The sequence below is a fragment of the Bradyrhizobium sp. B039 genome, assembly GCF_038965675.1.
Lineage (GTDB): Bacteria > Pseudomonadota > Alphaproteobacteria > Rhizobiales > Xanthobacteraceae > Bradyrhizobium > Bradyrhizobium diazoefficiens.
In genome coordinates, this window is the sequence record NZ_CP152416.1 from 605809 (window position 1) to 630041 (window position 24233).

Genomic DNA, 24233 nt, shown 5'->3' on the forward strand with positions numbered 1-24233 from the left:
ATGGCGCCCTATGTGCGCTTGCGACAGATCTGCCTGGTCGCGCCGCAGCTCGCGCCCGTGATCTCCGACATCGCGGAGATCATGGGCCTCGCCGTCTGCTACCGCGACGGCAACGTCGCAAAATACGGCCTGGAGAACGCGCTGCTCCCGGTCGACACGATCCTGCTGGAGGTGGTCGCACCCTTCAAGGATGGCACCACCGCCGGCCGCTTCATCGAGAAGACCGGCGGCCGCGGCGGCTACATGGCGATCTTCTGCTGCAACGATCCGGACGAGCGCGGCCGCAACGCCAACGCGCTCGGCGTGCGCACGGCGAACGTGATCGACCACGCGCCGTATCACGGCGTGCAGCTCCATCCGCGCGACTGCCGCGCGGCCTTCATCGAGTTCAACCACACCAAAGGCAGCGACGACATTCTGGGGCCGTATCCGCCGGCGGGACCGGACTGGCAGAAATTCATCCGCAAGGATGTGACGCAGGCGCTGACAGCGGTGGAGATGCAGAGCCCGGATCCAGCGGGGCTGGCGGAGCACTGGGGCGGGATCATCGGGGTTGCGCCAAGCGATGCGGAGCTGAGGCTGCCCAACGCAACTTTTCGTTTCGTGAAGGGGCCTAGCGAGATCATGAGCGCGCTGGAGTTCCGGGTGGCTGATGTCGCGGGCGTGCTGCACGCGGCGAGGGCGAAAGGCCACGCGGTGGCTGGCAACGAGTTCTTGCTGGGCGGAGTGACGTTCCGGCTCAATGCGTGAGCTCTCGCCTTCGTAGCTCTCAAACCGTCATCCTGAGGTGCGAGCTGTACGGTGCTCAGCGCCGTGCAGGGAGCCTCGAAGGATGAACGGCCACCGGCCGGGCCGCTCATCCTTCGAGGCTCGCCCAGCGGCGCAGTTTGCGCCGCTGATCTCGCGCCTCCAGCGACAACGGCTTCGCCGTTGCGCGGGGATGACGGTTTGAGAGAGTGCACGGCTCCACGAAAAAGGACTCGCCTCCCAATGTCCCATCCGCTCGACAGCTTCTTTTCGCCTGCCAGCATCGCGCTGATCGGCGCCTCGCGCGATCATGAGAAGATTCCCGGGCGGCTGCTCGCGATGCTGCGCAAGAACGAGTATCCCGGAAAGATCTATCCGGTGAACCCGAACTACGCCGAGATCGACGGGCTCGCCTGCTACAAGTCGATCGCGGAGATCGGTGCGCCGATCGATCTCGCCGTCGTCATCATTCCCGCCCGTGCCGTGCTGCCTGCGCTCGAGCAATGCGCCGTCGCCGGCGTCAAGAACGCCGTCATCATCTCCTCCGGCTTTGCGGAGGAGGGCGGCGACAGTGCGGCGATGCAGGATGCGATCGCGGCGCTGGCCAAGCGCACGGGCATGCGGATCTCCGGCCCCAACGCGGAGGGCTTCTTCAGCCAGATGCAGCGCGTGGCGGCGACGTTCAGCCCGGCCGTGGACGTCAAGCCGGGTGTGGTGCCGCTCATCGCCACGCAAAGACGGATCGGCATCGTCGCGCAGAGCGGCGGCATCGGCTTTGCCTATTATCACCGCGCCCGGGCGCTCGGTGTCGCCGTGAGCTACGTCGTCAGCGCCGGCAACGAATCCGATCTCGGCGCCGGCGAATTCCTCGATTACCTGGTGCAGGATTCCTCGACCGACGTGATCCTGCTGTTCATCGAAGGCATCCGCGACGTTGACAAGTTTCTCGCGGCGGCGCGCCGCGCCGCGGAGGTGAAGAAGCCCGTCATCGTCACGAAAGTCGGCCGCTCCGGCGCAGGCCAGCGCGCCGCGGCCTCGCATACCGCGAGCATGGCCGGCTGGTCGGCGGCGTATGACGCGGTGTTCGCGAAATACGGCTTCATCGTCTCCAACGATCTCGACGAGGCGCTGACGATTGCCGCCGTGCTGGCGAGCAACCCGTTGCCGAAGGGCGATCGCGTTGCGGTGGTCACGGTCTCCGGCGGCGCCGGCATCTGGGGCGCGGATGCGGTGGCGCTGCGGGGCTTGCAGGTGCCGGAATTGTCCGAACCGGTCCAGGCGGAGATCAAGACGCTGATGCCGTCCTACGGCACCGCGCGCAATCCGATCGACGTCACCGCGCAGGGCGTCACGTCGGGCGGTCTCCAGAAGAGCGTCGATCTGCTCACGGCCTCGGACGAGGTCGATGCGATCCTGGTCGTGCTGTCGCTGTCGAGCGAGATGCGCAAGCCCTTCAGGGAGGAGGAGCTGACGCCGGTGTTGGCGGCGCAGCACAAGCCGGTGCTGTTCTATTCCTACACGGTGCCGTCCGACTTCGCACGGCGCGAGCTTGCCAAATCCGGCGTCGTCGTGCTCTCCGGCCTGTCCCATGCCGGCGTCGCGATGCGGCAACTCGTGGATTACGCCCGTTTCGAGCTACCGAAGCCCGCGGACGAGGCGCGGTTGCCGTCGCGCGATCTCTCCGCGCATCTGACCTCGCCGGTTCTGTCAGAGGCCGACAGCAAGGCGTTGCTGCGCGCCGCCGGCATCGCGCTGCCGGACGAAGTGCTGGTGAAGGACAAGGCCGGGCTCGATGAAGCGGTCGCCCGCGTCGGCTTCCCGCTGGTGATGAAGATCCAGTCGCCCGACATCGCGCACAAGAGCGAGATCGGCGGCGTGCGCGTCAACATCGCCGCCAAGGGCGAGGTGTTTCTGGCGTTCGAGGCGCTGCTGGGCAATGCGCGCAAGCACCGGCCGGAGGCTGTGATCCAGGGCGTGCTGGTCGGTCCGATGGCGAAGCAGGGTGTCGAGATCATCGTCGGCACGATGACGGACGAGACCTTTGGCCCGATGGTGATGGTGGGTCTCGGTGGGATCACTACCGAGCTGTTCCGTGACGTCGTCTATCGCCCGGCGCCTGTGAGTGCGGAGGAGGCGGGGGCGATGCTCAAGGGTTTGAAGGCGGCGCCATTGCTGAACGGTTTTCGCGGAGCGGCGAAGGCGGACGTCGTGGCGCTGTCGCAATTGATCGCCGACATCTCCGTGCTCGCCGCGCGGCACGCGAGGGAGATCGCGGAGATCGAGCTCAACCCGGTGCTGGTGCACGCCGAAGGGCAGGGCGTGACGATCGTGGATGCGCTGGTGGTGGGGCGCGGCTAAACCCTCTCCCCTTGTGGGAGAGGGTGGCTCGCCGCGGAGCGGCGAGACGGGTGAGGGGTTCTCTCCGCGCGCACATCTGCGAGAGAGGCATTTGCGGAGAGATACCCCTCATCCGGCGCTTCGCGCCACCTTCTCCCACAAGGGGAGAAGGAAGAAGAGGTCACCGCCCCCTGAAATTCGCCGCGCGCCGTTCTTCCGTGGCCTTGACGCCTTCCTTGAAATCTTCCGTCGCGCGCAGGCGGGTCTGCTCGGCGAGTTCGTGGTTGGTGGCGGCCATGACGCGGTCGGCGAGGCTGGCGCGCATCGTCGCGCGCGTCGACAGCAAGCCGAGCGGAGAGCACTCGGCGATTTCGCCGGCGAGCTTCAGCGCGGCCGACTTCACCTGGTCCTGCGGCACCAGCTCGTTGGCGAGGCCCCATTTGACCGCTTCTTCGCCGGTGACGCGGCGGCTAGTGTAGAACATCAGCTCGGCGTTGTTCTTGCCGATCAGCTCCGGCAGCGTCACGGTCAGGCCGAAGCCGGGGTGGAAGCCGAGTTTTGTAAAGTTCGCGGAGAAGCGTGCTTCGGGGCAGGTGACGCGGAAGTCCGCGGACACCGCGAGGCCCAGGCCGCCGCCGATCGCCGCGCCCTGCACGGCGGCGACGATCGGCTTCCTGGCGCGGAAGATGCGCACGGCCTGGATGTAGAGATGGCTGATCGGGCCAAGGTTGTCGGCCGGGTCGCCCTTCTTCTCGGCCGCGCGCGCTTCCTGGGCTTGTCGCGCAGGGTCGCCAAAATTGGCGCCGGCGCAGAACGCCTTGCCCTGCGCCGAGAGCACCGAGGCGCGGATCTCGATGTCGCGGTCGAACTCGTCGAGCGCGTCCGCGATCTGGTTGATCAGCGAGATGTCGAAGAAGTTGAGCGGCGGACGGCGGATCTCGATGGTGCCGACGTGCCCGACCTTCTCGACGCCGATATCTGTATAGGTGCTCATGATGGTCCTCGATTTAATTAGCGCAAGCCAAGTCCGCGCGACTAGCGCAAGCCAAGTCCGCGCGCGATGATGCCGCGGAGCACCTCGGTGGTGCCGCCCTGGATGGTGAGTTTCGGTGCGGTCTTGATGGCGAAGTCGAGCTGCCGCTCCAGCGTCTCGCGGTTGGTCGCGGTCTCCTCGACGAAGGCGGCGAGATCGCGCACGCGATGCGGAAGCTGCTGCTCCCAGACCGTGCCGATGTCCTTGACGATGGAGGCTTCCACCACCGGCTCCTTGCCGGCTTGCAGCATGCCGGCGACGGAGACCGACATGCGCCGCATGGTGTGAAGCTGTGCCACCAGCCGGCCGATGCCTTCGGCGCTGCGCGTGTCCGGATTGGGACCGACCGCGCGGACCAGCTCGGTGAGCACATAGTACGTTTCCAGGAAGCGCTCGGGGCCCGAACGTTCGTAGGCAAGCTCGCTCGTCGCCTGCTTCCAGGCGCCGTCGACCTCGCCGAGCACGTGATCGTCAGGGACGAAGAAGTCGGTGAAGACGACCTCGTTGAACTCGTACTGGCCGGTGATCTGGCCGATCGGGTTCACCTCGATGCCCGGCTGCTTCATCTTGACCAAAAACTGCGTCAGACCGTGACGGCGGTTCTCCTTGGTCGGCGGCGAGGTCCGGAAGATCGCGATCATGTAGTCGGCGATATGCGCCGACGAGGTCCAGATCTTGGTGCCGTTGATGAGATAGCCGCCGTCGGTCTTGGTCGCGCGCGTCTTCGCCGCGAACAGGTCCGAGCCGGAATTCGGCTCGCTCATGCCGATCGCAAAGCAGATCTCGCCGCGGCAGATGCGCGGCAGGATCTCCATCTTGATGTGTTCAGGGGCGTATTTCAGCAGCACCGGCCCGCTCTGGCGGTCGGCGACGAAGAAGCGTCGCGTCGGCGCATTCGCCACGCGCATCTCCTCGGTCACCACGTAGCGTTCGAGGAACGAGCGCTCCTGGCCGCCATATTTCTTCGGCCAGGTCATGCCCAGCCAGCCCTTGGCGCCGACCCGGCGGGAAAATTCCGGCGCGTCGGTGTCTTCGCGGTTGGGCTTGTGCGGATCGAAAGTGCCGGCGGCGATCTCCTCGGCGAGGAACGCGCGCACTTCCTTGCGCAATTGCTCGCACTTCTCGGGCAGGCGGATCGGATCGAAACGGAGGGCAGCGGTCATGTGTTTCGTCTCCCGATCAACGCGAAGCTACGAGCGGCCACAGTTCGTCGGCGCCGCGCCTTGCGACCAGCTTGCCGAGCTCGACGGCCCAGTGGCTTTCCGAACCGAAATCGTCGCGCCAGGCCAGCGCCCGCAGCGAATAGCGGTGCAGGATGTGCTCCATGGTGAAGCCGATCGCGCCATGGACCTGGTGCGCGATGGCGCCGCCTTTTTCGGCGGCTTCCGCGCAACGAATCTTTGCCGAGGCGGCCTCCAGGTAGACCTCGTCGTTGAACGACGTTGCGTTTGCAATGGCATCGGCCGCGGAGGTTGCGGCCGCGAGCGCTGCGGCGGATTCGCCGGCAAGCCGCGCGAGATTGTGCTGCACGGCCTGGAATTTCGAGATCTTCTTCTCGAAGGCGACGCGCTCGTTGGAGTAGCGCACGGAGATGTCGAGCATCGCTTCCAGCGCGCCCGCGATCTGGAGGCTGCGCGCGACGCCGCCCATCAGCATCAGGGCGGTCTGGTCAAAGCCCTTCGGCGCCGGCTTGATGGTGATTGGCTGGGCCTTGTCGAGCGTGACGGTGTCGCTGTGGTCGTAGCCGACATTAAGGCCGGATTCGATCCGGCCCTTGCTGGCATCGACCAGTGCGATCACGGCTCCGTCCTTGCCATGCGCCAGCACGGCAAAATGTTTCGCGGCCTTGGCAAAGGGCACGCCGCGGGCCCGGCCGGAGAGCGCGCCGTCGGCATCGAGCGTGACGCGATCCTTCGGGCTCGCCGGGACGACCGTCATCTCGCCTTCGGGCGAGGCGATCCTGGCCTGCGCGAGCAGCCAGCCCGCCAACATGGTCTCGGCGAGGGGAACCGCGACCGCGAAGCGGCCGGCCGCGTTGAGCAGCGCAAAACCGTCGGCAAGGCTTGCGCCGGAGCCGCCGAGATCGTCCGGCACCCAGGACAGCGGCAGTCCGGCCTCGCTCAGCGCCTGCCATAGCGGCGCCTGCCAGGAATCCTTCTTGTCGTTGTTGATGGTCTGCGGGTCGGCGAGATCGGCGAAGATCTTCTCCGCGGTCTCGACGACGATATTGTCACTCTCCGCCACAGCGTTCCCCGTGCTTTGCCATTGGCGCGTCCCGCCAAGTCAAGCCGGCGCGCGGTCTCTTCTTGCGCCCGATGATCTGAAAAAGCCATGGCCCTGACAAGCGTTGATCGCAAGCCCATCTGCGGCACCGGCATGGGCGCGAGAACCGATCTGGACTAATTCCGCTTAGCGGAGTTTGCTCGATTTGCAGGGTGCGGCAAACTCGCTAAACAGGGCCAGCGACCCAAGGCTTGCATCAGATACAGGGGAAGGAAATCCGGATGGCCAAAGACAGCTTATGCGCAATCGTGACGGGGTCCGCATCCGGACTTGGCGCAGCGACCGCGGAAATTCTCGCACGGAGCGGGGTGCGGCTCGTCATCAACTATTCGTCGAGCCAGAAGGAAGCCGAGGCCACGGCAGAGCTCTGCCGCAACGCGGGCGCTGCGGAAGTCCTGGTCGCCCAGGGCGACGTTTCCAAGGATGAGGATTGCCGCAAGATCGTTGCGGCAGCCAGCGGCTGGGGCCGGCTCGACGTGCTCGTCAACAATGCCGGCACCACCAAGCATGTCGCCCATGCCGATCTCGACGGATTGTCGGCGGAAGATTTCCAGCGCCTTTACGGCGTCAACACCATCGGCCCGTTCCAGATGGTGCGCGCGGCGCGCAGCCTGCTGGAAGCCGGCGCGAAGGCGTCGGGGCGGCCGTCGGCGGTGGTCAACGTGTCGTCGGTCGCCGGCATCAGCGGCGTCGGCTCGTCGATCGCCTATGCCGCGAGCAAGGGCGCGCTGAACACGATGACGCTGTCGCTGTCGCGGGCGCTGGCGCCGCTGATCCGCGTCAACACGGTATGCCCCGGCTATATCGACACGCCCTGGTTCACCAAGGGCCGCGGCGAGGCCGGCGCAAAGCAGGTGCGCGACAGCGTGGTGGCGAAGGTGCCGCTGAAGGTCGCGTCAACCGCCGACGACATCGCGCAGCTCGTTTGCTTCCTGGCGATGCCGGCCTCCAGCAACATGACCGGCGAGGTCGTGCGCATGGACGCTGGCATGCATTTGATTGCGTGACTCTACACGACGTCATTCCGGGGCGATGCGTTAGCATCGACCCCGGAATCTCGTGATTCCGGGTTCGCGCGTTGCGCGCCCCGGAATGACGGTGGCTACCCCTTAATCACGCCGCTCGCCACCAGCCGGTGCCAGATGAACAGCACCACCACCGCGCCGATCGTGGCCATGATGAAGCCGGCGCCCTGGTCCGCGCCGTAATGCCCGATCGCCTGGCCGACGAACGTCGCCAGAAACGCACCGGCGATGCCGAGGATGGTGGTGAGGATGAAGCCGCTCGGATTGTTCGGCCCCGGCGCGAGCCAGCGCGCGATGAGACCGGCGATGAAGCCGACGACGATGATCCACAACAGGCCGCCCATGCTCATGACAATGCTCCCCTTCCCGAGAACGCGCAGATCAATCTTGACTAAATTCTGCCCGAGAGTTCGTTCTCGGTCGGCAGCCGTCCATCCGGCGTCAGGTGGTCGATCACCTGCGGCAGATATTGGCTGAGGCCGGAGAGCAGCTCCTCGCGCGACAGGCCGCTCTGGGCGGACAGGCTCTCGATCTGGTCCGCGCCGAGTGCGCTGGCGAGATCGCCGGGCGCGATCGGCTTGTTCTGGCCCTTGCCAACCCAGGAATTCGCGGTCTCACCGTGGCCGCCCTGCTGGAGCTGATTGAGGAGATCGCCGAGCCCGCCGCTCAGCACGGTGCCGGCCGCGCCGCCCGCGAGCAGACCGCCGAGGCCGCCTTTGAGCAGATCGCCGAGACCGCCGCCGCTCCCTCCGGGAAGCGTGGCGTCGCCCGTATTGACAGGCGTCGGAGGCGGCAGCGGTGAGCGCTGCTGCGGGGCAGGCGCGTCGCCCGGCTGGCCTGCTGTCAGATGCTTGAATGCTTTCCAGGCGAGCAGGCCGAGCAGCGCCATGGTCATCGGCGACATGCCGCCGGAGGATGGTTGCTCGCCCGTGCGCGATCCGTGCGGGCCGTTCTGCATGCCGTTGAGGACGTCGAGTAGACCCATGGTGCTCTCCTTTGTCGTTCTCGTTCGGCGAGTTTGCCGTTCCCGTTCGGCGAGCGCTCGCCGCTGACAAGCCCCCCGGGGCGAAAACATATGGGGCTCTCATGACCGTTACAAGGCGGATGCGCCGTAGCCGCGAGACCCCCGGCTCTGCTATCGAAGGCCGGTCATTCAGGGAGTTGAGGTCAGGTGGTTGCGGATCGACCGATCGTGGTGGCCGGCGCGGGCGCCATCGGCTGTTTCGTCGGCGGCATGCTGGCGGCTGCCGGCCGTCGCGTCGCGCTGCTGGTGCGGCCGCGGGTGAAGACCGAGATCGAGCGGTTCGGCCTGCGGCTGACCGATTTCGACGGCTCCGAGAAGAAGCTCGGGGCCGGCCAGCTCGCGCTGTCGGAGGATCCCGCGATCTTCCATAGTGCCGGCATCGTGCTGGTGACCGTGAAGAGCGCCGACACCGCCGATGTCGCGGACCAGATCGCGCAGCACGCGCCGCAGGACGCTGTCATCGTCTCGCTTCAGAACGGCGTCGGCAATGTCGCGGTGCTGCGCGAGCGCCTCGGCGGCCGGCGCGTGCTCGCCGGCATGGTGCCGTTCAACGTGATCGCGATGGGCGAGGGGCGCTTCCACCGCTCGACTTCCGGCGACATCCATGTCGGAGAGGACGCCGAGAACACGGCCGCGGCGCTCTCGGTGCCCGGTCTGTCGATGCGCGCGAGCCGCGACATCACCGGCGTGCAATGGGGCAAGCTGATCATCAACCTGAACAACGCGCTCAGCGCATTGTCGGACATGCCGCTCGCCGCGCAACTGGCAAGCCGCAACTGGCGAAAACTGTTCGCCGAACAGATGGCAGAGGGGTTGGCTGCGATGAAGGCCGCCGGCATCAATCCGGTCTCCGCGACGCCGATCCCGCTGAACTGGACGCCGACATTGCTGAGATTGCCCGACATGATCTTCAACGCGATCCTGGGGCGGACCATGAAGATCGATCCCGAGGCGCGCTCTTCGATGTGGCAGGACCTGAAGCAGGGCCGCAAGACCGAGATCGACTATCTCCAGGGCGCGGTCATCGCGCTTGCCGAGCAGAGCAATGTCAATGTGCCGCTGATGCGCCGCATTGTTGCGCTGATCAAGGAAGCTGAAGTCGCCGGCAACGGCCCTCCCGGGCTGACGCCGCAGCAGATTCGCGGGTAGCGCCTGAGTGCATGCCGCGCGACCGGAGGAGTAACGATGAGGCGTTTCTTGATGATCGGATTCGCACTGGCCGTGCTCTGCGGCGCGTCCACGTTTGCGGAAGCCCGGCCGCCGACGGTCATGAACTCTCCCGGTTATGACAGGCGATTGCAGGAGAGCAGGTCGCAGTTGGGCAGTTCACCGGCGACAGCGCCGGCGGATGCGCCGGTGGTCAAACCGAAGCGCAGCAAGAAGAAGCAGCCGAACTGAGGATGTAGGGTGGGCAAAGCGAAGCGTGCCCACCATCTTCCTTCTTGCCGGAATGGTGGGCACGGGGCGCGAAGCGCGCGCCTTGGCCGACCCTACGGTCAGTGCGAGAAGCTCACCCCTTCTTCGCCGGCTTGCTCGGCGTCGGGCTGAACAGCTTCTTCAGATCGTTCAGGCTTTCTGACAGCCGCGGCCATTCGCAGGAGAACGAGCCCTTGGTGCAGGGCGCGCCCTTTGGTCTCGGGCCCACGGCCTGCTGCACCTTCGGCCGCTCGACCGGAACAGGCACGCGCTCGACGTCGGTCCGCAGCGCGACCTGCTGGAGCTGCTGCACCTGTTGTTCCTGCTGCTCGCGCTGCTGACGCGCGGTGGCCTGGGCCGCTTCATTGCTGCGGCGCTGACTGGCGAGATAGGCGGTGTAGGCTTCGTCGATCTTCTTCTGCTCTTCCGGCGTCGGGTTGGGACCTGCGATATCGAAGGTGCGGTCCTGGAGGAAGTCGTAATAGGAGTAGCCGCCGCCCGGCTTGCGGCGTCCGGCGAACTTGGCGTTGCAATCCGCAAGCGCCGACGTTTTCTCGGCCTTGGTCGTGGCCTTCTCGGCGGCATCAGCGCATTCCTCGAAGTCGACAGGCGCGCGCTTCCACCATTGCGCCTGGGCATGCGCGTGCGTCAGCAGAAAAAATCCTGCTGCAGCAACGAGAAACGCCGCACGACGCGATGCAAACACGGACCACATTCTACGAGAGCATTCCTTGCAAAACTCAACCCGAACTGAGTCGGGCCAATTTTTGCCTCTTTATCGTCGGCTTGTCACCCATGGAACTCGGGAATTTCATGACTGCAATGCTGACATTTTTTGCTTGACGTGGCGCGGGAGTCACAGCCGTACGGCACGTCATGCGCTTAGAGTTCTATCCATTCGGAGGCGAAGGGGAATGTTCGTCATGAGAGCGCTGGCCTGTCTTGCCGCACTCGTCCTGGTGCTGATCTGCGGCCATGCCTTTGCAGCGGACGAAGATGCGCCCAACCGCAAGCCGGTGAAGGCGATCGGGGATGCACGGCTCTCGGTCGGCGGCCGGGGAACGCTGCGGCTCTACCTCTCCCGCGACTGGTCGATGCCGCAGCCCGCGATCTCGCGCGCCGTCATCGTGCTGCACGGACGCCTGCGCAACGCCGACGAATATTACATATCGGCCAACAACGCGCAGGCCGCGGCGGGCGACGACGGCAAGGCCGCACTGATGATCGTGCCGCAGTTTCTCGCCGAGATCGATATCGAAGCGCACAAGCTGACGGAGGACACGCTGCGCTGGTCGCTGGAGGGATGGGAGGGCGGCGATGCCGCGCTTGCGCCCAATCCGGTCTCCTCGTTCGAGGCGCTCGATGCGATCCTCGCAAGACTCGCCGACCGGCGCGTCTTCCCGAACCTGAAGCAGGTCGTGGTTGCCGGCCATTCCGGCGGCGGACAGGTCGTGCAACGCTATGCCATCGCCGGCAAGGGCGAGACGGCGCTGTCGCGCCAGCACATCGACGTCCGCTATGTCGTCGCCAACCCCTCGTCCTATGCCTATTTCAGCGCCGACCGGCCGGTGCCCGCAATTGCCGCGTCCTGTCCGGGCTACAACAACTGGAAATACGGCATGGGCGACCGGCCGCCCTATCTCGCCGACGCGACGCCGGCGGCGCTCGAGCAGCGCTATGTCGAGCGCGAGGTGATCTATCTGCTTGGCACGCTGGACACCAACCCGAAGCATTCCGCGCTGGACAAGAGCTGCATGGCGGAGGCGCAGGGGCCTTATCGTTACGCCCGCGGCCACGCTTACGTGGACGCGATGGCCAAGCGCGATCACGGTACGCCAAACCACCGGGTCTGGGACGTTCCCGGCGTCGGTCATGACGGCGACAAGATGCTGACCTCGAAATGCGGGCTCGCGGCCCTGTTCGATATTCCGGGCTGCGGCGCCGAGCGCTGACGCCGCTGCCTTGAAGCTCCGGCTCCGGCTGTTACACTTCGCACCGCGAGCATCTCACCCCGAGGCGCCGCCAAGAAGACGAAGTGGAAACGCCTGATGCTGCTGCCCCTGTCCGACGTGCCGCGCTGGTACGCTGAGCGCAAACCCCAAGGCACGATCGCCGTCCGCCACGGGCAGGATACGCTGACATGGGACGAGCTCGAGCGCGGCGCCAACCGGCGCGCGCGGGCATTTGCGGCCAAGGGCGTCAAGCCCGGCGATTTCGTCGCGATCGGTCTTCCCAACGGTAATGCATTCTTCGAGACCTCGTTTGCGATTTGGAAGTGCGGGGCGACACCGACCTCGCTGTCATGGCGGTTGCCGCGCGGCGAAGCCGCCGCGGTGCTCGACATCCTCAAGCCTGCGCTGGTGGTCGGCGGCGAGGCCGACTGGAACGCGCCGAACCGTCTGCCTGCGGATTTCGTGCCGGAAGGATTTTCGGACGAGCCGCTGACGCCGCCGGTGGCGCGCTACTGGAAGGCCATGACCTCAGGCGGCTCGACCGGCCGCCCGAAAGTGATCCTCGATCATCACCCGGCGGTGACCGACACCGTCGCCGCGCCGGCGCTCAACATCCCCTTCGGGGTCTCGCTGCTCAATCCCGGCCCGCTCTACCACAATGCGCCGTTCATCGTGTCGCACACCGCGCTGTTCGCCGGCGGCCAGCTCACCGGCCTCGTCAAGTTCGACGCCGAGGAGACGCTGCGGCTGATCGAACGCGAGCGCGTGCAGTGGGTCAATTTCGTGCCGACCATGATGCACCGGATCTGGGCGCTGCCTGAGGACGTGCGCAACGCCTACGATGTGTCGAGCCTTCAGACCGTGTTTCACATGGCGGCTCCGATGCCGCCCTGGCTGAAGGAGAACTGGATCGCCTGGCTCGGGCCCGAGCGGGTCTGGGAGCTCTATGGCGGCACCGAGCGGCAAGGCTCCTGCATCATATCAGGCACGGAATGGCTGACCCACAAGGGCTCGGTCGGCAAGATCGGCGAGATGGCGCGCCTGCGCATCATCGGCGAGGACGGCAACGACGTCGCGCCGGGCGAGACCGGCGAGATCTATTTCCTCAACAATGACGGCAAGGACGCCACCTATCACTATCTCGGCGCCGAGCCGAAGCGGCGCGCCGACGGCTGGGAATCGCTCGGCGATATCGGCAGGCTGGATGCGGAAGGCTATCTCTATCTCGGCGACCGCCTCGCCGACATGGTGCTGCGCGGCGGCGCCAACATCTATCCGGCCGAAGTCGAGGCCGCCGTCTCCGCCTGCCCCGGCGTGCGCTCCTGCGTGGTGGTGGGATTGCCTGATCCGGAATTGGGCCAGCGCGTGCATGCCATCATCGAGCCGGAGCTGGATGCGGACGGCCAGGTTATCGCCGACGGCATGGCGGAGTTCTTGAAGGACAGGCTCAGCCGCTACAAGCACCCCGAGAGTTTCGAGATCGTCAGCGCCCCGCCGCGCGATGATTCCGGAAAAGTGCGCCGCACGCTGTTGCGCGACGAGCGCGCGGCGTGGATGAAGGAGGGGCGCGCCTTCCGGATCTGGCCGGCGAAGGCGAGGGCGCACGCCGAGTGAGAAAACTACGGAAGGATTTTGGGACATGACCATCACGATCGTAGCCAACAGCGTGCCGAAGCCGCCGGCCGACATCATCGAGGGCTTTCGAGGTGCGCCGACCTCCGTCATTTCAGACAACCTCGCCCGCTTGCCGGGCGCGGTGGGGCTGAAACCCTATCATCGCGGCGGCAAGCTGGTGGGCACGGCCTTCACGGTGCGCACCCGGCCCGGCGACAATCTCGCCATCCACCGCGCGCTCGATCTGGTCGGTCCCGGCGACGTCATCGTGGTCGATGGCGGCGGCGACGAGACCCGCGCGCTGGTCGGCGAGATCATGAAGAACATCGCGCAGTGGCGCAAAGCCGAAGGCTACGTCATCGACGGCGCGATCCGCGATGTCGCGGCGTTCGCGGCTGATGACTTCCCCTGCTATGCCCGCGCGGTGATCCATCGCGGCCCCTACAAGAACGGCCCCGGCGAGATCAATGTGCCTGTTACGGTCGGCGGCAGCGTGATCTCGCCCGGCGACATCGTGGTCGGCGACGAGGACGGCGTGGTGTCGTTTCCCGCGGCTGGTGCGGCCGCGTTGCTGGAAGCCGTGCGCGCCCAGGTCGCGCGCGAGGAGGAGACGCTGAAGGCGATCCGCGAGGGCCGCTATCAGGGCTCCTACGGCAAGTCCTGATCGGCGCGAACGAAGGGGAGGATGGCGTGAGCCAGAAGGAAGAGTTCCACAATCTCGACGACGCCAGCGACGGGCTGTTCCGCGAGCTCGCGGCGGGGGTGACCACGCGCATCTTCTCCGGCGAGCAGGCGATGCTGTCGGTGGTGACGCTGGCGCCGCACGCGCAGGGTACGCTGCACCACCATCCCGAGGAGCAATGGGGCGTGCTGCTCGACGGCTCCGCCATCCGCGTCCAGGGCGATGAGGAGATCCCCGTGAAGAAGGGCGACTTCTGGCGCACGCCGGGCAATGTGCCGCACACCATGCGCGCCGGCCCCGAGGGCGCCCGCGTGCTGGACATCTTCAGTCCACCGCGGCCAGAATACAGAAAACCCGGGTCGGGTTTCGGGACGACCTAAGCGCCAAAGAGCAAAAGCCGGGCGCGGAAACACAAGGGAGGGGACCATGACGATCACACGACGGGCGCTGCTGGCAGCGCCCGCAATCCTGGCGATGGCGCCCGCGGCGGCGCAGGCCGGCAAGATCACCCTGGTCGTGCCGTTTCCGCCGGGCGGCTCGACCGACGCGATGGCGCGGCTACTCCAGAGCAATCTGCAAACCAAGCTTGGCCGCATCGTCGTGGTCGAGAACAAATCGGGCGCCGCCGGCGCGCTCGGCGCCGCGCAGGTCGCCAAGAGCCCGGCGGACGGCACGACGTTCCTGGTCACCTTCGATTCCCACGCGGTGATCCCGTCGATCCTCGACAAGCCGCCGGTCGATGTCGAGCGCGAGCTGATGCCGGTGCTGCTCGTCGGCACCGCGCCATACGTGATCGCCGCCGGCGCCGGCCGTCCCTACAAGAGTTTTGCCGACGTGGTCGCGGCCTGCAAGGCGACGCCCGGCGCGGTGAAATACGCCTCCGTCGGCATCGGCACGCTCGGCCATCTCGCCATGACCGTGCTCGGCAACAAGGCCGGGGTCGAGATCATGCACGTGCCCTATCGCGGCGGCGGCCCCGCGATGAACGACGTGCTCGGCGGCCATGTCGATCTGATCGCGGGATCGGCGGCGCTGGTCGCAGCCCAGCTCGGCTCCAACATGCTGCGTCCGATCCTGCAGCTCGGCCGCGAGCGGCTGCCGGCGCTGCCCGATACGCAGACCGCGATCGAGGCGGGCTTTCCGGACTTCGAGACGCTGGCCTGGTGGGGCATCTTCGCGCCCGCGGGCACGCCGCCTGAGATCGTCGCCGCCATGGCGGCGGCGTCCAGGGAGATCCTGAGCGAACCCGCGACCGCAGCCCAGCTCAAGGAGACCCAGCACATGACGCTGCTGCTCGAGGACGGCGCCGCCTTCAAGACCTTCTTCGACAAGCAGGTCGCCTATTGGGGCAAGGTGGTGCGCGAGAACAATATCAGGGCATGAAAGGCCTATTCCCGGGATTGCCATCCCGGGTCCAGTGCGCTCGCGCGGGCTTGAGCGTCAGAGCATCTTGCCGACGATCTTTGTCATATCTGCCGCCGAAAACGCGCGCAGCGTTTCGGTGCGGACATTGCCGAGTGCGCTGAGACTAAGGCTAAGCGACATCGCGGCAGCCTCATCTGGAGCCTCGAGAACGGTTACAACGTCATATCGTCCCTGCGTCCAGACGATCTCTTTCACGGTCACTCCGAACGTCTTGGCCATCTCCTTGAAGGCGTCGGCCCGCTTCGGCGAGTCCTTGACGTTGCGGACTCCCTGATCAGTGAAGTTTCCCAGCACGACATAGGTTACCATGGTCGTCCTCCCTCGTTAGAACCCAGATACAATTCTCGCTTGAGGCAACCGCGCCGAGCTTGCCACGGCGGCTGAGAGAGCGCTACTTGCGCGTTGGGAACGTCAGCGGGTGTGACTTATTCGGTCAGGACAACGGACGCGCGAAACTGAGCTCGTGGCCGTCGGGGTCGGTGAGATGGAAGTAGCGCTCACCCCATTCCGCATCGCGAGGCGTGCTCGATGGCTGCCAATCGGCTGCGCGGGCGCGCTCGTAGGTCCCGTCGACATCGGCGACGTAGAAGATGACGCGCCCCCACCAGGACCAGTGCTTGTCGTCCGGTTGTGCGGTCAGGTTGAGATAGCCGGTCCCGGCGCGAAAGCTGGTGAATGCAGCGGCTTCGCCGCCATACAGGAGTTCGAACCCGAGCGAACGGTAGAAGTGCACGGCGCGCGCCATGTCATGGGTGCCGAGTGTGATGGCACTGATGCCCTCGATCATGGTGCCGGCTCCTGGACCCGGTTTTGGGCTGGGACCATGGTACACCCCTAACGCAGTTTGACGACCATCGGCGCGGCGCATCGCTGACCCCGTCTGGCGACTGGCGATCCCAATCCTGCTCTGCTAAGAGGGGTCGAAACCCGCCTCCCGCGGGTTCCGCGGTCCCGTAGCTCAGCCGGATAGAGCGGCGGTTTCCTAAACCGTAGGTCGGATGTTCGAGTCATCCCGGGATCGCCATTTTGTCATGGGCATTGGCCGCTATTTGGCGGGTCCATCGGCGCAAAAATTGCTAGAAGCGAACGGCTTCCTTCCTTGCTGGCCCGGCTGACCTGCTAGCCACGCCTCACTGCCCATCCGGAGACGACAATGCCTTTCGACTTGATCCTGCGCGGCGGCCGTGTGGTCGACCCGTCCCAGAAGCTCGACGCCGTGACCGATGTCGGCTTTGCCGGCGGCAAGGTCGCTGCGGTGGGCAGCGGGCTCAAGGCGGATCCGGGCACGGAGGTGCGCGACGTGTCACGCTACATCGTGACGCCGGGGCTGATCGATCTCCACACCCATGTCTATTGGGGCGGCACCTCGCTCGGCATCGATGCCGAGGAATTCTGCCGCCTCTCCGGCGTCACCACGGCGGTGGACACCGGCAGCGCGGGGCCCGGCAATTTCGCGGGCTTCCGCAAGCATGTGATCGAGCCGAGCCAGGTCCGCATTCTCGCTTACCTGCACGTCTCGCATGCCGGCATCTTCGGCTTCTCGCACCGGATCATGGTGGGTGAGAGCGAGGAGTTGCGGCTGATGAATCCGATCGAGGCGGCCAAGGTGGCGGATGCCAACCGCGATCTCATCGTCGGCATCAAGGTGCGCGTGGGCTTGCACTCCTCGGGCACGTCGGGGGCCGTGCCGCTCGACATCGCGCTCGAGGTCGCGAACGAGGTCGGCATGCCCCTGATGGCGCATATCGATCATCCGCCGCCGAGCTATGAGGACGTGCTGGCGCGCCTGCGGCCCGGCGACGTGCTGACCCATGCGTTCCGCCCTTTCCCCAACACGCCGGCGACGGCGCAGGGCACGGTGAAGAAGGCGGTGCTGGATGCGCGCGAGCGCGGCGTGCTGTTCGACATCGGCCACGGCAAGGGCTCGTTTGCCTTCAAGACCGCGCGCGCGATGCTCGCCAACGGCTTCTATCCGGACACGATCTCCTCCGACATCCATCAGCTCTGCATCGATGGCCCGGCCTTCGACCAGGTCACGACCATGTCGAAGTTCCTGTGCATGGGCATGGAGCTGTCCGATGTGGTCGCCGCTTCGACGGTGAACGCGGCGATGGCGCTGCGCCGCCCCGAGCTCGGCAGCCTCAAGCCGGGCTGCGTCGGCGACGCCACGCTGATTTCGGTCAGGCAGGGCCAGTTCGACTATGAGGACGTCGTCGGCGAGCACCTGATCGGCGATCGCAAGATCGTTTCGGAGGGCGTGGTCATCGGTGGCCGCTGGTGGCATCCGAATTGAGCGGATCAGGCTTGCTCGCGATAGAATTGCAGCAACCGCGCGCCCGCCGGCGAGAGCCAGTCGGGTGCGCCGGTGATGTAACCCTCGACGTGGTTGCTCGCGCCGACCAGATAGGTCACGGGCATGCCGACGAGCGTGAAGGCCGAGGCTGAGGCTTCCGCCGTCGTGTCATACGCATCGACGTAGCAGGCGAGGTTCTGCACGGCGAGACCGCCGAGGAACGCGCGGATCTTGCGCAGGTCCTTCGTATCGGTGCAGATCGCGACAACGTCGAGCCGATCCGGCCGCGATCCCACGAGGCTTGCGAGCACAGGCAGGTCGAGCCGGCAGGCCGCGCACCACGTCGCCCAGAAGTTGACGAGCGTGATCCGGCCCGGCCGCGCCGTCAGCACAACGTCTTTTCCGTGCAGGTCCTGAAGCCTGAGCTGCGGCATCGTTGCGCGAGGCCGCACGACGGTAAACTGGCTGCGGCCGGCCTCCAACACCGGCGGCCAGGCGGGATCACCGCCCTGCGCGCGGCTTGCGCGCGGAGGGACAAGGGCCGCCGGCGCGGCCATCAGCAGCGCTCGCCTGGACAGTGTCGTGCCGGGCGCACGAGGCTTCTCACGCATGGATATAGGCCCAGCCCTTCAATTGCAGATCGACGACGCGGCCGATCCCGAACGGCACAAGGCTCGCGCCCGATATCAACGGAATCGAGACCTGCTCCTTGGCTTCGGCGATCGCCTTCGACGACGCGCACATGCTGTAGGTGAGATTGGGCAGCGACTGCCGCAGCGTCGCGAGCGGCTCGACCAGCGGAGTCTTGTCCGCCCGGAAGACGTCGATGCCCTTGCCGTTGGCGACGACCTCGATCAGCAATCGCGCGCCCTTGTCGGCAAAGTGCTTTGCGAGGTTAGCCGAGTAGCTGATCGCATGTCCCATGACATAGGGCTCGTTGCTGTCGATCAGGATCACGACGCCGTCGGCGAGACGATCCTCCCTGGCGGCGGCGCCGCCCGCGGTGAGGATCGCGGTGCCTGCGAGCAGACCCCTCCGGGACCATCCATTGGCTGAGATCATGGCGGCGGCGTTCCTGCCGGTCAGAGCTGACGCGGCGTAATCGGCGCCTTGCGGCCGCGTCCCCACAGCACGAACAGGCTGAGCGCGAGCAGGACGACATTGAGCGGCGTGACATCAGTCTCGCCACGCGAGAGGTGGAAGACGAGCGCGAACACCTGCAACACGGTGCAGCCGAGCGCGGCCAGCACCGTCAGCCGCGGCAGGATCCGCGTCAGGGCCGGAAGCAGGATGCCGATCCCGCCGGCAAGGTCGATCAGTCCGATGATTCGGACGAAAGTTTCGGAATACTGCCCGGCCCAGGGCATCATCGCGGCCAGCTGAGGGATAGGCGTGAGCAGCTTGACCAGCCCGGCCGAGGCGAAGACGAAGAAGATCAGGCCCTGTGCGGCCCAGAGGCCGATGCGAAGGGCGCGGCCCGGGGTGGCGGTTTCGAAGGTGGTGGCGGTCATGGTGGATCTCCAGGGTCTGTGGGTCGCCACCATTTGATGGTTTCGCCTCATTTGATCATTATGCATTCCATGATTGATTCCTTTCCTGGATGTTGATGATTTCATGAACTCGCTGGTCAGCATGAGGGTGTTTTGCCTGGTCGCGGAGCTGAAGAGCTTTGCGACCGCGGCGCAGCGCCTGCGCATTTCGCCCGCCATGGCGAGCAAGCACGTGATGCAGCTCGAGAAGCGGCTGGGCACGCGGCTGCTCAACCGCACCAGCCGGCGCGTCAGCCTGAGCGAGAGCGGCGCGCTCTATTTCGAGCAGGCGCGGCAGATGCTGGATTCGCTCGACGAGGTCGAGGCCGCCGTCAGCAAGGCGACCGTCGTTCCGCGCGGTACGCTGCGGCTGACCGCGCCGGTGTGGATGGCGAATGCGATCTTCGCGGGCGTGCTGGCGGATTACCAGGCTCGCTATCCGGAGGTGTGCCTCGACGTCGATCTCAGCGGGCGGCTGGTCAATCTGGTCGAGGAGGGATTCGATCTCGCCTTGCGCGCGACCGGCACGCCGGACGAGGCGCTGATCGCGCGTCCCATCACCAAGGTCCCCTTCTTGTTGGTTGCAGCCCCTGCGTTCCTCAAACGCGCCGGACGCCCGACGAAGTTCGCCGATCTCGCCGGCCAGGCGCTGTTGCACTACGCGCTCTATCCGGGAGAGAGCTTCTCCGTGAACAGGAACGGCACGGTCGAGACCATCAAGCTCAACCCGGTCCTGCGCAGCGGCAACGAGACGCTGCTCCACATGGCCGCGCTGGAAGGCATGGGCTTCGCCTTCCTGCCGAAATGGCTGGTCGCGGACGACATCGCCGCCGGCCGGCTCGTGCACATCCTGCCCGACGACATCATCTTCGAAGGGCGCCTGTTCGCGGTCTATCCGAGCCGCAAATACCTCTCCGCGAAGGTGAGGACCTTCATCGACTTCATCGCGGCCGACAAGCGGATGAGGTAACCAGCCGGATCACAGCGACCTTGCGATCAACAGCTTCATGATCTCGTTGGTGCCGCCATAGATCTTCTGGATGCGGGAATCGATGAAGATGCGCGAGATCGGGTATTCCTGCATGTAGCCGTAGCCGCCGAACAGCTGCAGGCATTCGTCGGCGGTCTGGACCTGCTTGTCCGAGCACCAGTATTTCGCCATCGACGCCGTGACGGTGTCGAGATCCCCGGCGACCAGGCGCTCGATGCACCAGTCGACGAAGACGCGCGCGATCATCGCTTCGGTCTTGCGCTCGGCGAGCGTGAAGGCGGTGTTCTGGAAATCCATCAGCGGCTTGCCGAAGGCCTTGCGTTCCTTGGTGTACTCGGTGGTGAGCTTGACCGCGCGCTCCATCGAGGCGACGGCGCCGACCGCGAGCGCGAGGCGCTCCTGCGGCAATTGCTGCATCAGCTGGACAAAACCCTGGCCTTCCTCCTTGCCGAGCAGGTTTTCCGGCGGCACCGTGACGTTGTCGAAGAACAGCTCCGACGTGTCGGAAGCGTGCAGGCCGATCTTGTCGAGGTTACGCCCGCGCTTGTAGCCGTCCGCGCCTGCGGTCTCGACCACGATCAGCGAAATGCCTTTCGCACCGGCTTCGCCCGTGCGCGCGACCACGACGACGAGATCGGCGGCCTGGCCATTGGTGATGAAAGTCTTCTGGCCGTTGATGACGTAGGAATTGCCCTGCTTCTTCGCCGTGGTCTTCACGGCCTGGAGGTCAGAGCCGGTGCCGGGCTCGGTCATGGCGATGGCGCCGACCATCTTGCCGCTCGCCATCTTCGGCAGCCAGCGCTTCTTCTGCTCCTCCGAGCCGTAATTGAGGATGTAGTGCGCGACGATGGCGCTGTGCACGGAGACGCCGGTCGTCAGCTCCGGCACCGTGCTCTCGAGATCATCCAGCACGGCGGCGTCATAGGCGAAGGTTGCGCCCAGGCCGCCATATTCCTCCGGCACGCTCGCCAAGAGCGCGCCCATCTCGCCGAGCCCGCGCCAGGCGAAGCGGTCCACCATCTTCTGCTCGCGCCATTTCTCGGCATGCGGCGCCAGGTCCTTGGCAAGATATTTCCGGAACTGGTTGCGAAAGACGTCGAGCTCTTCGGTCATCCAGGAGGAGCGGTAGGACATGGTCACCTCGGTTGATGCGTCGTTCCGGCTTGGTAGGCTGGTCGGCGGCGACAATTATTGTGTTTTCAGGCTGCGCCGGTGACGCTACCAAGGCGGCCGGAGCAGCGTCTGTCGGGATGGCTGATTGTGGCGACCAAAACTCAAGAGCTCAAGCTCGACATCGAGCGCATCGGCACGGTCTCCGCGATCCTGACGCAGCCCGAAAATGCGCGCGCCTGTTACGTGCTGGCGCACGGCGCAGGTGCCGACATGCGGCATGCGTTCATGGACAAGGTTGCGGAAGGCCTCGCGGAGCGCGGCATTGCGACGCTCCGCTTCAATTTCCCCTATATGGAAAAGAAGCAAGGACGTCCCGACCAGCCGGCGGTCGCGCACGCCGCCATCCGCGCGGCGGTCGCGGAGGCGGCGCGGCTGTGCCCCGGCGTGACGCTCGTCGCCGGCGGCAAGTCGTTCGGCGGGCGGATGACCTCGCAGGCGCAGTCCAAGGCTCCATTGCCTGGTGTCAAAGGGCTCGCCTTCCTCGGCTTTCCCCTACATGCCGACGGCAAGCCGTCGGCGGAGCGCGCCGAGCACCTCGCGGGCATCGCTATCCCGATGCTGTTCCTGCAAGGCACGCGCGACAAGCTTGCCGACCTCGGCATCCTCAAGCCCGTCGTCGAAGGGCTTGGCCCGAAGGCGACGCTGCATGAGGTCGAGGGCGGCGATCACTCTTTCGCGGTGCTGAAGAAGTCCGGCCGTAGCAACGAAGAGGCGCTCACCGAGGTGCTCGACGCGCTCACGACCTGGATCGGCGGGCTCGCCTGAACTCAGGCCGAATAAAGCCCCTTGTCGCGCGCCTTCTGGATCGCCAGCGCGGCGATCAGGTCGAGGGTCGGCGTCGGCAGGCCCGAGGTGCGCGCGAAGGCGGCGGGCGCCTTCACCAGCACGTCGATCTCCATGGCGCGGCCGATCTCGTAATCCTGCAGCAGCGACGGCTTGTGGTTGGGGGCGGGGCCGCTGCGCGTGACGCGCTTGACCTCGGGAATGAAGTGCTGCGCGATGTCGTTGGCCTCGTTCAACATGCGCGGAATGACCTCGGCAAAGGCGGGGTCGTCGCGCACGCCGCGTGCGGTCTGGCCGGTCAGCAGGCACAGCACCGACAGCGACATGTTGGTCAGCAGCTTTGACCAGATCGCTTCGCGGATCTCGGCCACCGGCGGCGATTCCAGCCGCGCATCGTTGAGGACGCCGCGGAGTTTCGTGATGCGCTCGCAATTGCGGTCGTCGCATTCGCCGATCAGCAGGCGGTTGCGGTCCGGGGTGAGGTTCTGCACCACGCCGGGCGAGACCACCTCGTTGGAGGAGAAGATCACGCCGCCGATGATCCGCTCCTTCGGGATGCAGGCGCGCAGGCGCCCGCCCGGGTCGAGGAAGGAAATGTCCGGCGGCGTCGGGTGCCGCGGCGGCAGGCCGATCCCGTACCACCAGGGAATGCCGTTCTGCGCGAACACGATCGCCGTGTCGTCTTGCAGCAGCGGTTTGATGCTGGAGACCAGTCCGGTCAGCGCGGTGGCCTTCAAGGTGCTGATCACGACGTCCTGCGGGCCGAGCTGGGCGGGATCCCCGGAGGCGTTCACCTTGGCGGTGACCTCGGAATCGCCGACACGCAGCTTCAGGCCGCCCGCACGCGCCGCCTCCAGATGCGCCCCCCGCATCACGCACGAGACCTCATGGCCGGCGCGCGCCAGCCGGACCGCAATGTGGCTGCCGACGGCGCCCGCGCCGAAAATGCAAATGCGCATGATGTCCCGTCCTGATCCCTTGCTGCCACCCCGCGCCAGCATGACACAAGCCGCCATGCGATGGACGCGGCCGCCCCACGCCGGAAAGATATGGATCAGGGCGCGTGGCCTCGGCCATAGTGCAGGGCAAACAAACGACCGGAGGATCGCCGATGACTGCCAACCCCGTTTTGTGGACTTTGGATGAGCGTGGGGTTGCGACCGTCACGTTGAACCGGCCGGAAGTCAACAACGCCTATGACGGCGCGTTGATCGCGGGCGTGCTCGCGGCCATGGACGATCTCGGCAAGAGGCCCAATTTGCGCGTCGTGGTCCTCCGGGGCAACGGCAAGCATTTCCAGGCCGGCGCCGACCTCAAATGGATCAACGGCGTGCGGCCGCAATCGGCCGAGGCCAACGAAGCGGCATCGCGGGCGACCTTCGAGGCCGTGCAGCGGCTCAACACGCTGCCGATTCCGACCGTCGCATTGGTGCAGGGCGGCTGCTTCGGCGGCGGTACCGGCGTGATCGCGGCCTGCGACGTCGTGATCGCGGCGGACAATGCCCTGTTCTCGATCACGGAGGTGCGCTGGGGCCTGACGGCGGCGATCATCATCCCGCAGCTTTGCGATGCCATCAGTGTACGGCAAGTCCGCCGCTACGCGCTGACAGGCGAACGTTTCGGCGCCGAAGACGCCCGCCGCATCGGTCTCGTCCACGAGGTCGTGCCGCTCGCCGAGTTGGAGGCCGCCGGTGCCAAGGTGGTCGAGCAACTGCTCGCCAACGGACCCGAGGCGATGGCCGAGACCAAGCGGCTCGCGCTGGAGAGCTCGTTCGGCGGGATGGCGGTGGACGATGCGGCGTACACGCGGCTCGTGCACCTGCATTCGGTCAAGCGCCAGAGCTCGGAGGCGGCGGAGGGGCTGGCCTCGTTCGCCGAGAAGCGGGCGGGGAATTGGGGTGGCGGGAAAGGCTGAGCGTTCTCGGC

The 24233-nt window shown here is 66.2% G+C and carries 27 protein-coding genes and 1 tRNA gene; 15 read left to right on the forward strand and 13 right to left on the reverse strand.

Translation table 11 applies throughout. The features are described from left to right. On the forward strand, nt 1-750 hold the full coding sequence (locus AAFG50_RS02730; protein WP_028175144.1) for a hypothetical protein: 750 nt from the start codon (nt 1-3) through the stop codon (nt 748-750). Nucleotides 751-990: 240 nt separating this feature from the next. After that, nucleotides 991-3105 (forward strand): acetate--CoA ligase family protein, encoded by a 2115-nt coding sequence (locus AAFG50_RS02735; protein ID WP_028175143.1) that lies wholly within the window; start codon nt 991-993, stop codon nt 3103-3105. A 160-nt stretch (nt 3106-3265) separates the two neighbouring features. On the opposite strand, the gene AAFG50_RS02740 is transcribed toward AAFG50_RS02735, so the two are convergent. From AAFG50_RS02740 to AAFG50_RS02750, 3 genes are read right to left on the reverse strand one after another with little or no spacing between them, the layout of a single operon-like run. Continuing rightward, complete coding sequence (locus AAFG50_RS02740; RefSeq protein WP_028175142.1) at nt 3266-4078, reverse strand: enoyl-CoA hydratase/isomerase family protein; 813 nt, start codon at nt 4076-4078, stop codon at nt 3266-3268. Nucleotides 4079-4119: 41 nt separating this feature from the next. After that, nucleotides 4120-5280: an acyl-CoA dehydrogenase family protein gene (locus AAFG50_RS02745; protein WP_011082971.1), complete on the reverse strand. Its 1161-nt coding sequence runs from the start codon at nt 5278-5280 to the stop codon at nt 4120-4122. 16 nt (nt 5281-5296) lie between these two features. Beyond that, nucleotides 5297-6361, reverse strand: a complete 1065-nt coding sequence (locus AAFG50_RS02750) for an acyl-CoA dehydrogenase family protein (RefSeq protein ID WP_028175141.1) — start codon at nt 6359-6361, stop codon at nt 5297-5299. 260 nt (nt 6362-6621) lie between these two features. Between AAFG50_RS02750 and AAFG50_RS02755 the strand changes: the two genes are divergently transcribed. After that, a complete protein-coding gene (locus AAFG50_RS02755) occupies nt 6622-7407 on the forward strand; it encodes an SDR family oxidoreductase (protein WP_028175140.1) in 786 nt (261 codons plus the stop codon). Between the two features lie 95 nt (nt 7408-7502). On the opposite strand, the gene AAFG50_RS02760 is transcribed toward AAFG50_RS02755, so the two are convergent. Beyond that, complete coding sequence (locus AAFG50_RS02760; protein ID WP_161532573.1) at nt 7503-7775, reverse strand: GlsB/YeaQ/YmgE family stress response membrane protein; 273 nt, start codon at nt 7773-7775, stop codon at nt 7503-7505. 41 nt (nt 7776-7816) lie between these two features. Continuing rightward, nucleotides 7817-8410, reverse strand: coding sequence for a YidB family protein (locus tag AAFG50_RS02765; protein ID WP_028175139.1), 594 nt, complete (start codon nt 8408-8410; stop codon nt 7817-7819). Nucleotides 8411-8596: 186 nt separating this feature from the next. Here AAFG50_RS02765 and AAFG50_RS02770 point away from each other — a divergent pair, with 186 nt between their 5' ends. Next, a complete protein-coding gene (locus AAFG50_RS02770; protein WP_011082966.1) occupies nt 8597-9598 on the forward strand; it encodes a 2-dehydropantoate 2-reductase in 1002 nt (333 codons plus the stop codon). Nucleotides 9599-9634: 36 nt separating this feature from the next. Beyond that, a complete protein-coding gene (locus AAFG50_RS02775) occupies nt 9635-9847 on the forward strand; it encodes a hypothetical protein (RefSeq protein ID WP_028175138.1) in 213 nt (70 codons plus the stop codon). A 112-nt stretch (nt 9848-9959) separates the two neighbouring features. Here AAFG50_RS02775 and AAFG50_RS02780 read toward each other — a convergent pair whose 3' ends face one another. Next, nucleotides 9960-10580 (reverse strand): hypothetical protein, encoded by a 621-nt coding sequence (locus AAFG50_RS02780; protein WP_342714146.1) that lies wholly within the window; start codon nt 10578-10580, stop codon nt 9960-9962. 208 nt (nt 10581-10788) lie between these two features. On the opposite strand from AAFG50_RS02780, the gene AAFG50_RS02785 reads away from it, so the two are divergent. The 5 genes from AAFG50_RS02785 (at nt 10789) to AAFG50_RS02805 (ending at nt 15496) form a co-directional block, all read left to right on the forward strand. After that, nucleotides 10789-11817: an alpha/beta hydrolase gene (locus AAFG50_RS02785; RefSeq protein ID WP_028175136.1), complete on the forward strand. Its 1029-nt coding sequence runs from the start codon at nt 10789-10791 to the stop codon at nt 11815-11817. Between the two features lie 96 nt (nt 11818-11913). Further along, complete coding sequence (locus AAFG50_RS02790; protein WP_028175135.1) at nt 11914-13431, forward strand: AMP-binding protein; 1518 nt, start codon at nt 11914-11916, stop codon at nt 13429-13431. 25 nt (nt 13432-13456) lie between these two features. Further along, nucleotides 13457-14095: an RraA family protein gene (locus AAFG50_RS02795; RefSeq protein WP_028175134.1), complete on the forward strand. Its 639-nt coding sequence runs from the start codon at nt 13457-13459 to the stop codon at nt 14093-14095. A gap of 26 nt (nt 14096-14121) precedes the next feature. Next, complete coding sequence (locus AAFG50_RS02800; RefSeq protein ID WP_028175133.1) at nt 14122-14493, forward strand: cupin domain-containing protein; 372 nt, start codon at nt 14122-14124, stop codon at nt 14491-14493. Nucleotides 14494-14539: 46 nt separating this feature from the next. Further along, nucleotides 14540-15496, forward strand: a complete 957-nt coding sequence (locus tag AAFG50_RS02805; protein WP_028175132.1) for a tripartite tricarboxylate transporter substrate-binding protein — start codon at nt 14540-14542, stop codon at nt 15494-15496. A 57-nt stretch (nt 15497-15553) separates the two neighbouring features. Here the strand turns inward: AAFG50_RS02805 and AAFG50_RS02810 are convergent, their stop codons facing one another. Both AAFG50_RS02810 and AAFG50_RS02815 read right to left on the reverse strand, forming a co-directional pair. Further along, nucleotides 15554-15847 (reverse strand): GYD domain-containing protein, encoded by a 294-nt coding sequence (locus AAFG50_RS02810; protein WP_011082959.1) that lies wholly within the window; start codon nt 15845-15847, stop codon nt 15554-15556. A 124-nt stretch (nt 15848-15971) separates the two neighbouring features. Beyond that, on the reverse strand, nt 15972-16325 hold the full coding sequence (locus tag AAFG50_RS02815; RefSeq protein ID WP_028175131.1) for a VOC family protein: 354 nt from the start codon (nt 16323-16325) through the stop codon (nt 15972-15974). Nucleotides 16326-16485: 160 nt separating this feature from the next. Between AAFG50_RS02815 and AAFG50_RS02820 the strand changes: the two genes are divergently transcribed. Continuing rightward, a tRNA-Arg gene (locus AAFG50_RS02820) sits at nt 16486-16562 on the forward strand. Nucleotides 16563-16691: 129 nt separating this feature from the next. Continuing rightward, nucleotides 16692-17831: an amidohydrolase/deacetylase family metallohydrolase gene (locus AAFG50_RS02825; RefSeq protein WP_011082957.1), complete on the forward strand. Its 1140-nt coding sequence runs from the start codon at nt 16692-16694 to the stop codon at nt 17829-17831. A gap of 5 nt (nt 17832-17836) precedes the next feature. Here AAFG50_RS02825 and AAFG50_RS02830 read toward each other — a convergent pair whose 3' ends face one another. From AAFG50_RS02830 to AAFG50_RS02840, 3 genes are read right to left on the reverse strand one after another with little or no spacing between them, the layout of a single operon-like run. Next, a complete protein-coding gene (locus AAFG50_RS02830) occupies nt 17837-18442 on the reverse strand; it encodes a TlpA disulfide reductase family protein (protein ID WP_011082956.1) in 606 nt (201 codons plus the stop codon). After that, the gene (locus tag AAFG50_RS02835) at nt 18435-18893 is read right to left on the reverse strand and encodes a DsrE family protein (protein ID WP_028175130.1); all 459 of its coding nucleotides are present in this window, start codon (nt 18891-18893) and stop codon (nt 18435-18437) included. Before AAFG50_RS02835 ends, AAFG50_RS02830 begins: the two co-directional genes overlap by 8 nt. 20 nt (nt 18894-18913) lie before the next feature. Beyond that, nucleotides 18914-19342, reverse strand: coding sequence for a DoxX family protein (locus AAFG50_RS02840; protein ID WP_028175129.1), 429 nt, complete (start codon nt 19340-19342; stop codon nt 18914-18916). Nucleotides 19343-19445: 103 nt separating this feature from the next. Here AAFG50_RS02840 and AAFG50_RS02845 point away from each other — a divergent pair, with 103 nt between their 5' ends. Beyond that, a complete protein-coding gene (locus tag AAFG50_RS02845) occupies nt 19446-20330 on the forward strand; it encodes a LysR family transcriptional regulator (RefSeq protein WP_028175128.1) in 885 nt (294 codons plus the stop codon). Between the two features lie 9 nt (nt 20331-20339). On the opposite strand, the gene AAFG50_RS02850 is transcribed toward AAFG50_RS02845, so the two are convergent. Continuing rightward, the gene (locus AAFG50_RS02850) at nt 20340-21485 is read right to left on the reverse strand and encodes an acyl-CoA dehydrogenase family protein (protein ID WP_028175127.1); all 1146 of its coding nucleotides are present in this window, start codon (nt 21483-21485) and stop codon (nt 20340-20342) included. A gap of 126 nt (nt 21486-21611) precedes the next feature. Between AAFG50_RS02850 and AAFG50_RS02855 the strand changes: the two genes are divergently transcribed. Then, nucleotides 21612-22289: an alpha/beta family hydrolase gene (locus AAFG50_RS02855; protein WP_028175126.1), complete on the forward strand. Its 678-nt coding sequence runs from the start codon at nt 21612-21614 to the stop codon at nt 22287-22289. Between the two features lie 2 nt (nt 22290-22291). On the opposite strand, the gene AAFG50_RS02860 is transcribed toward AAFG50_RS02855, so the two are convergent. Then, nucleotides 22292-23266 carry a ketopantoate reductase family protein gene (locus AAFG50_RS02860; RefSeq protein ID WP_011082949.1) on the reverse strand — a complete coding sequence of 325 codons (975 nt, stop codon included), beginning with the start codon at nt 23264-23266 and terminating at the stop codon, nt 22292-22294. Between the two features lie 152 nt (nt 23267-23418). On the opposite strand from AAFG50_RS02860, the gene AAFG50_RS02865 reads away from it, so the two are divergent. Next, nucleotides 23419-24222 (forward strand): enoyl-CoA hydratase-related protein, encoded by an 804-nt coding sequence (locus tag AAFG50_RS02865; protein ID WP_028175125.1) that lies wholly within the window; start codon nt 23419-23421, stop codon nt 24220-24222. The last annotated feature ends 11 nt before the right edge of the window (nt 24223-24233 follow it).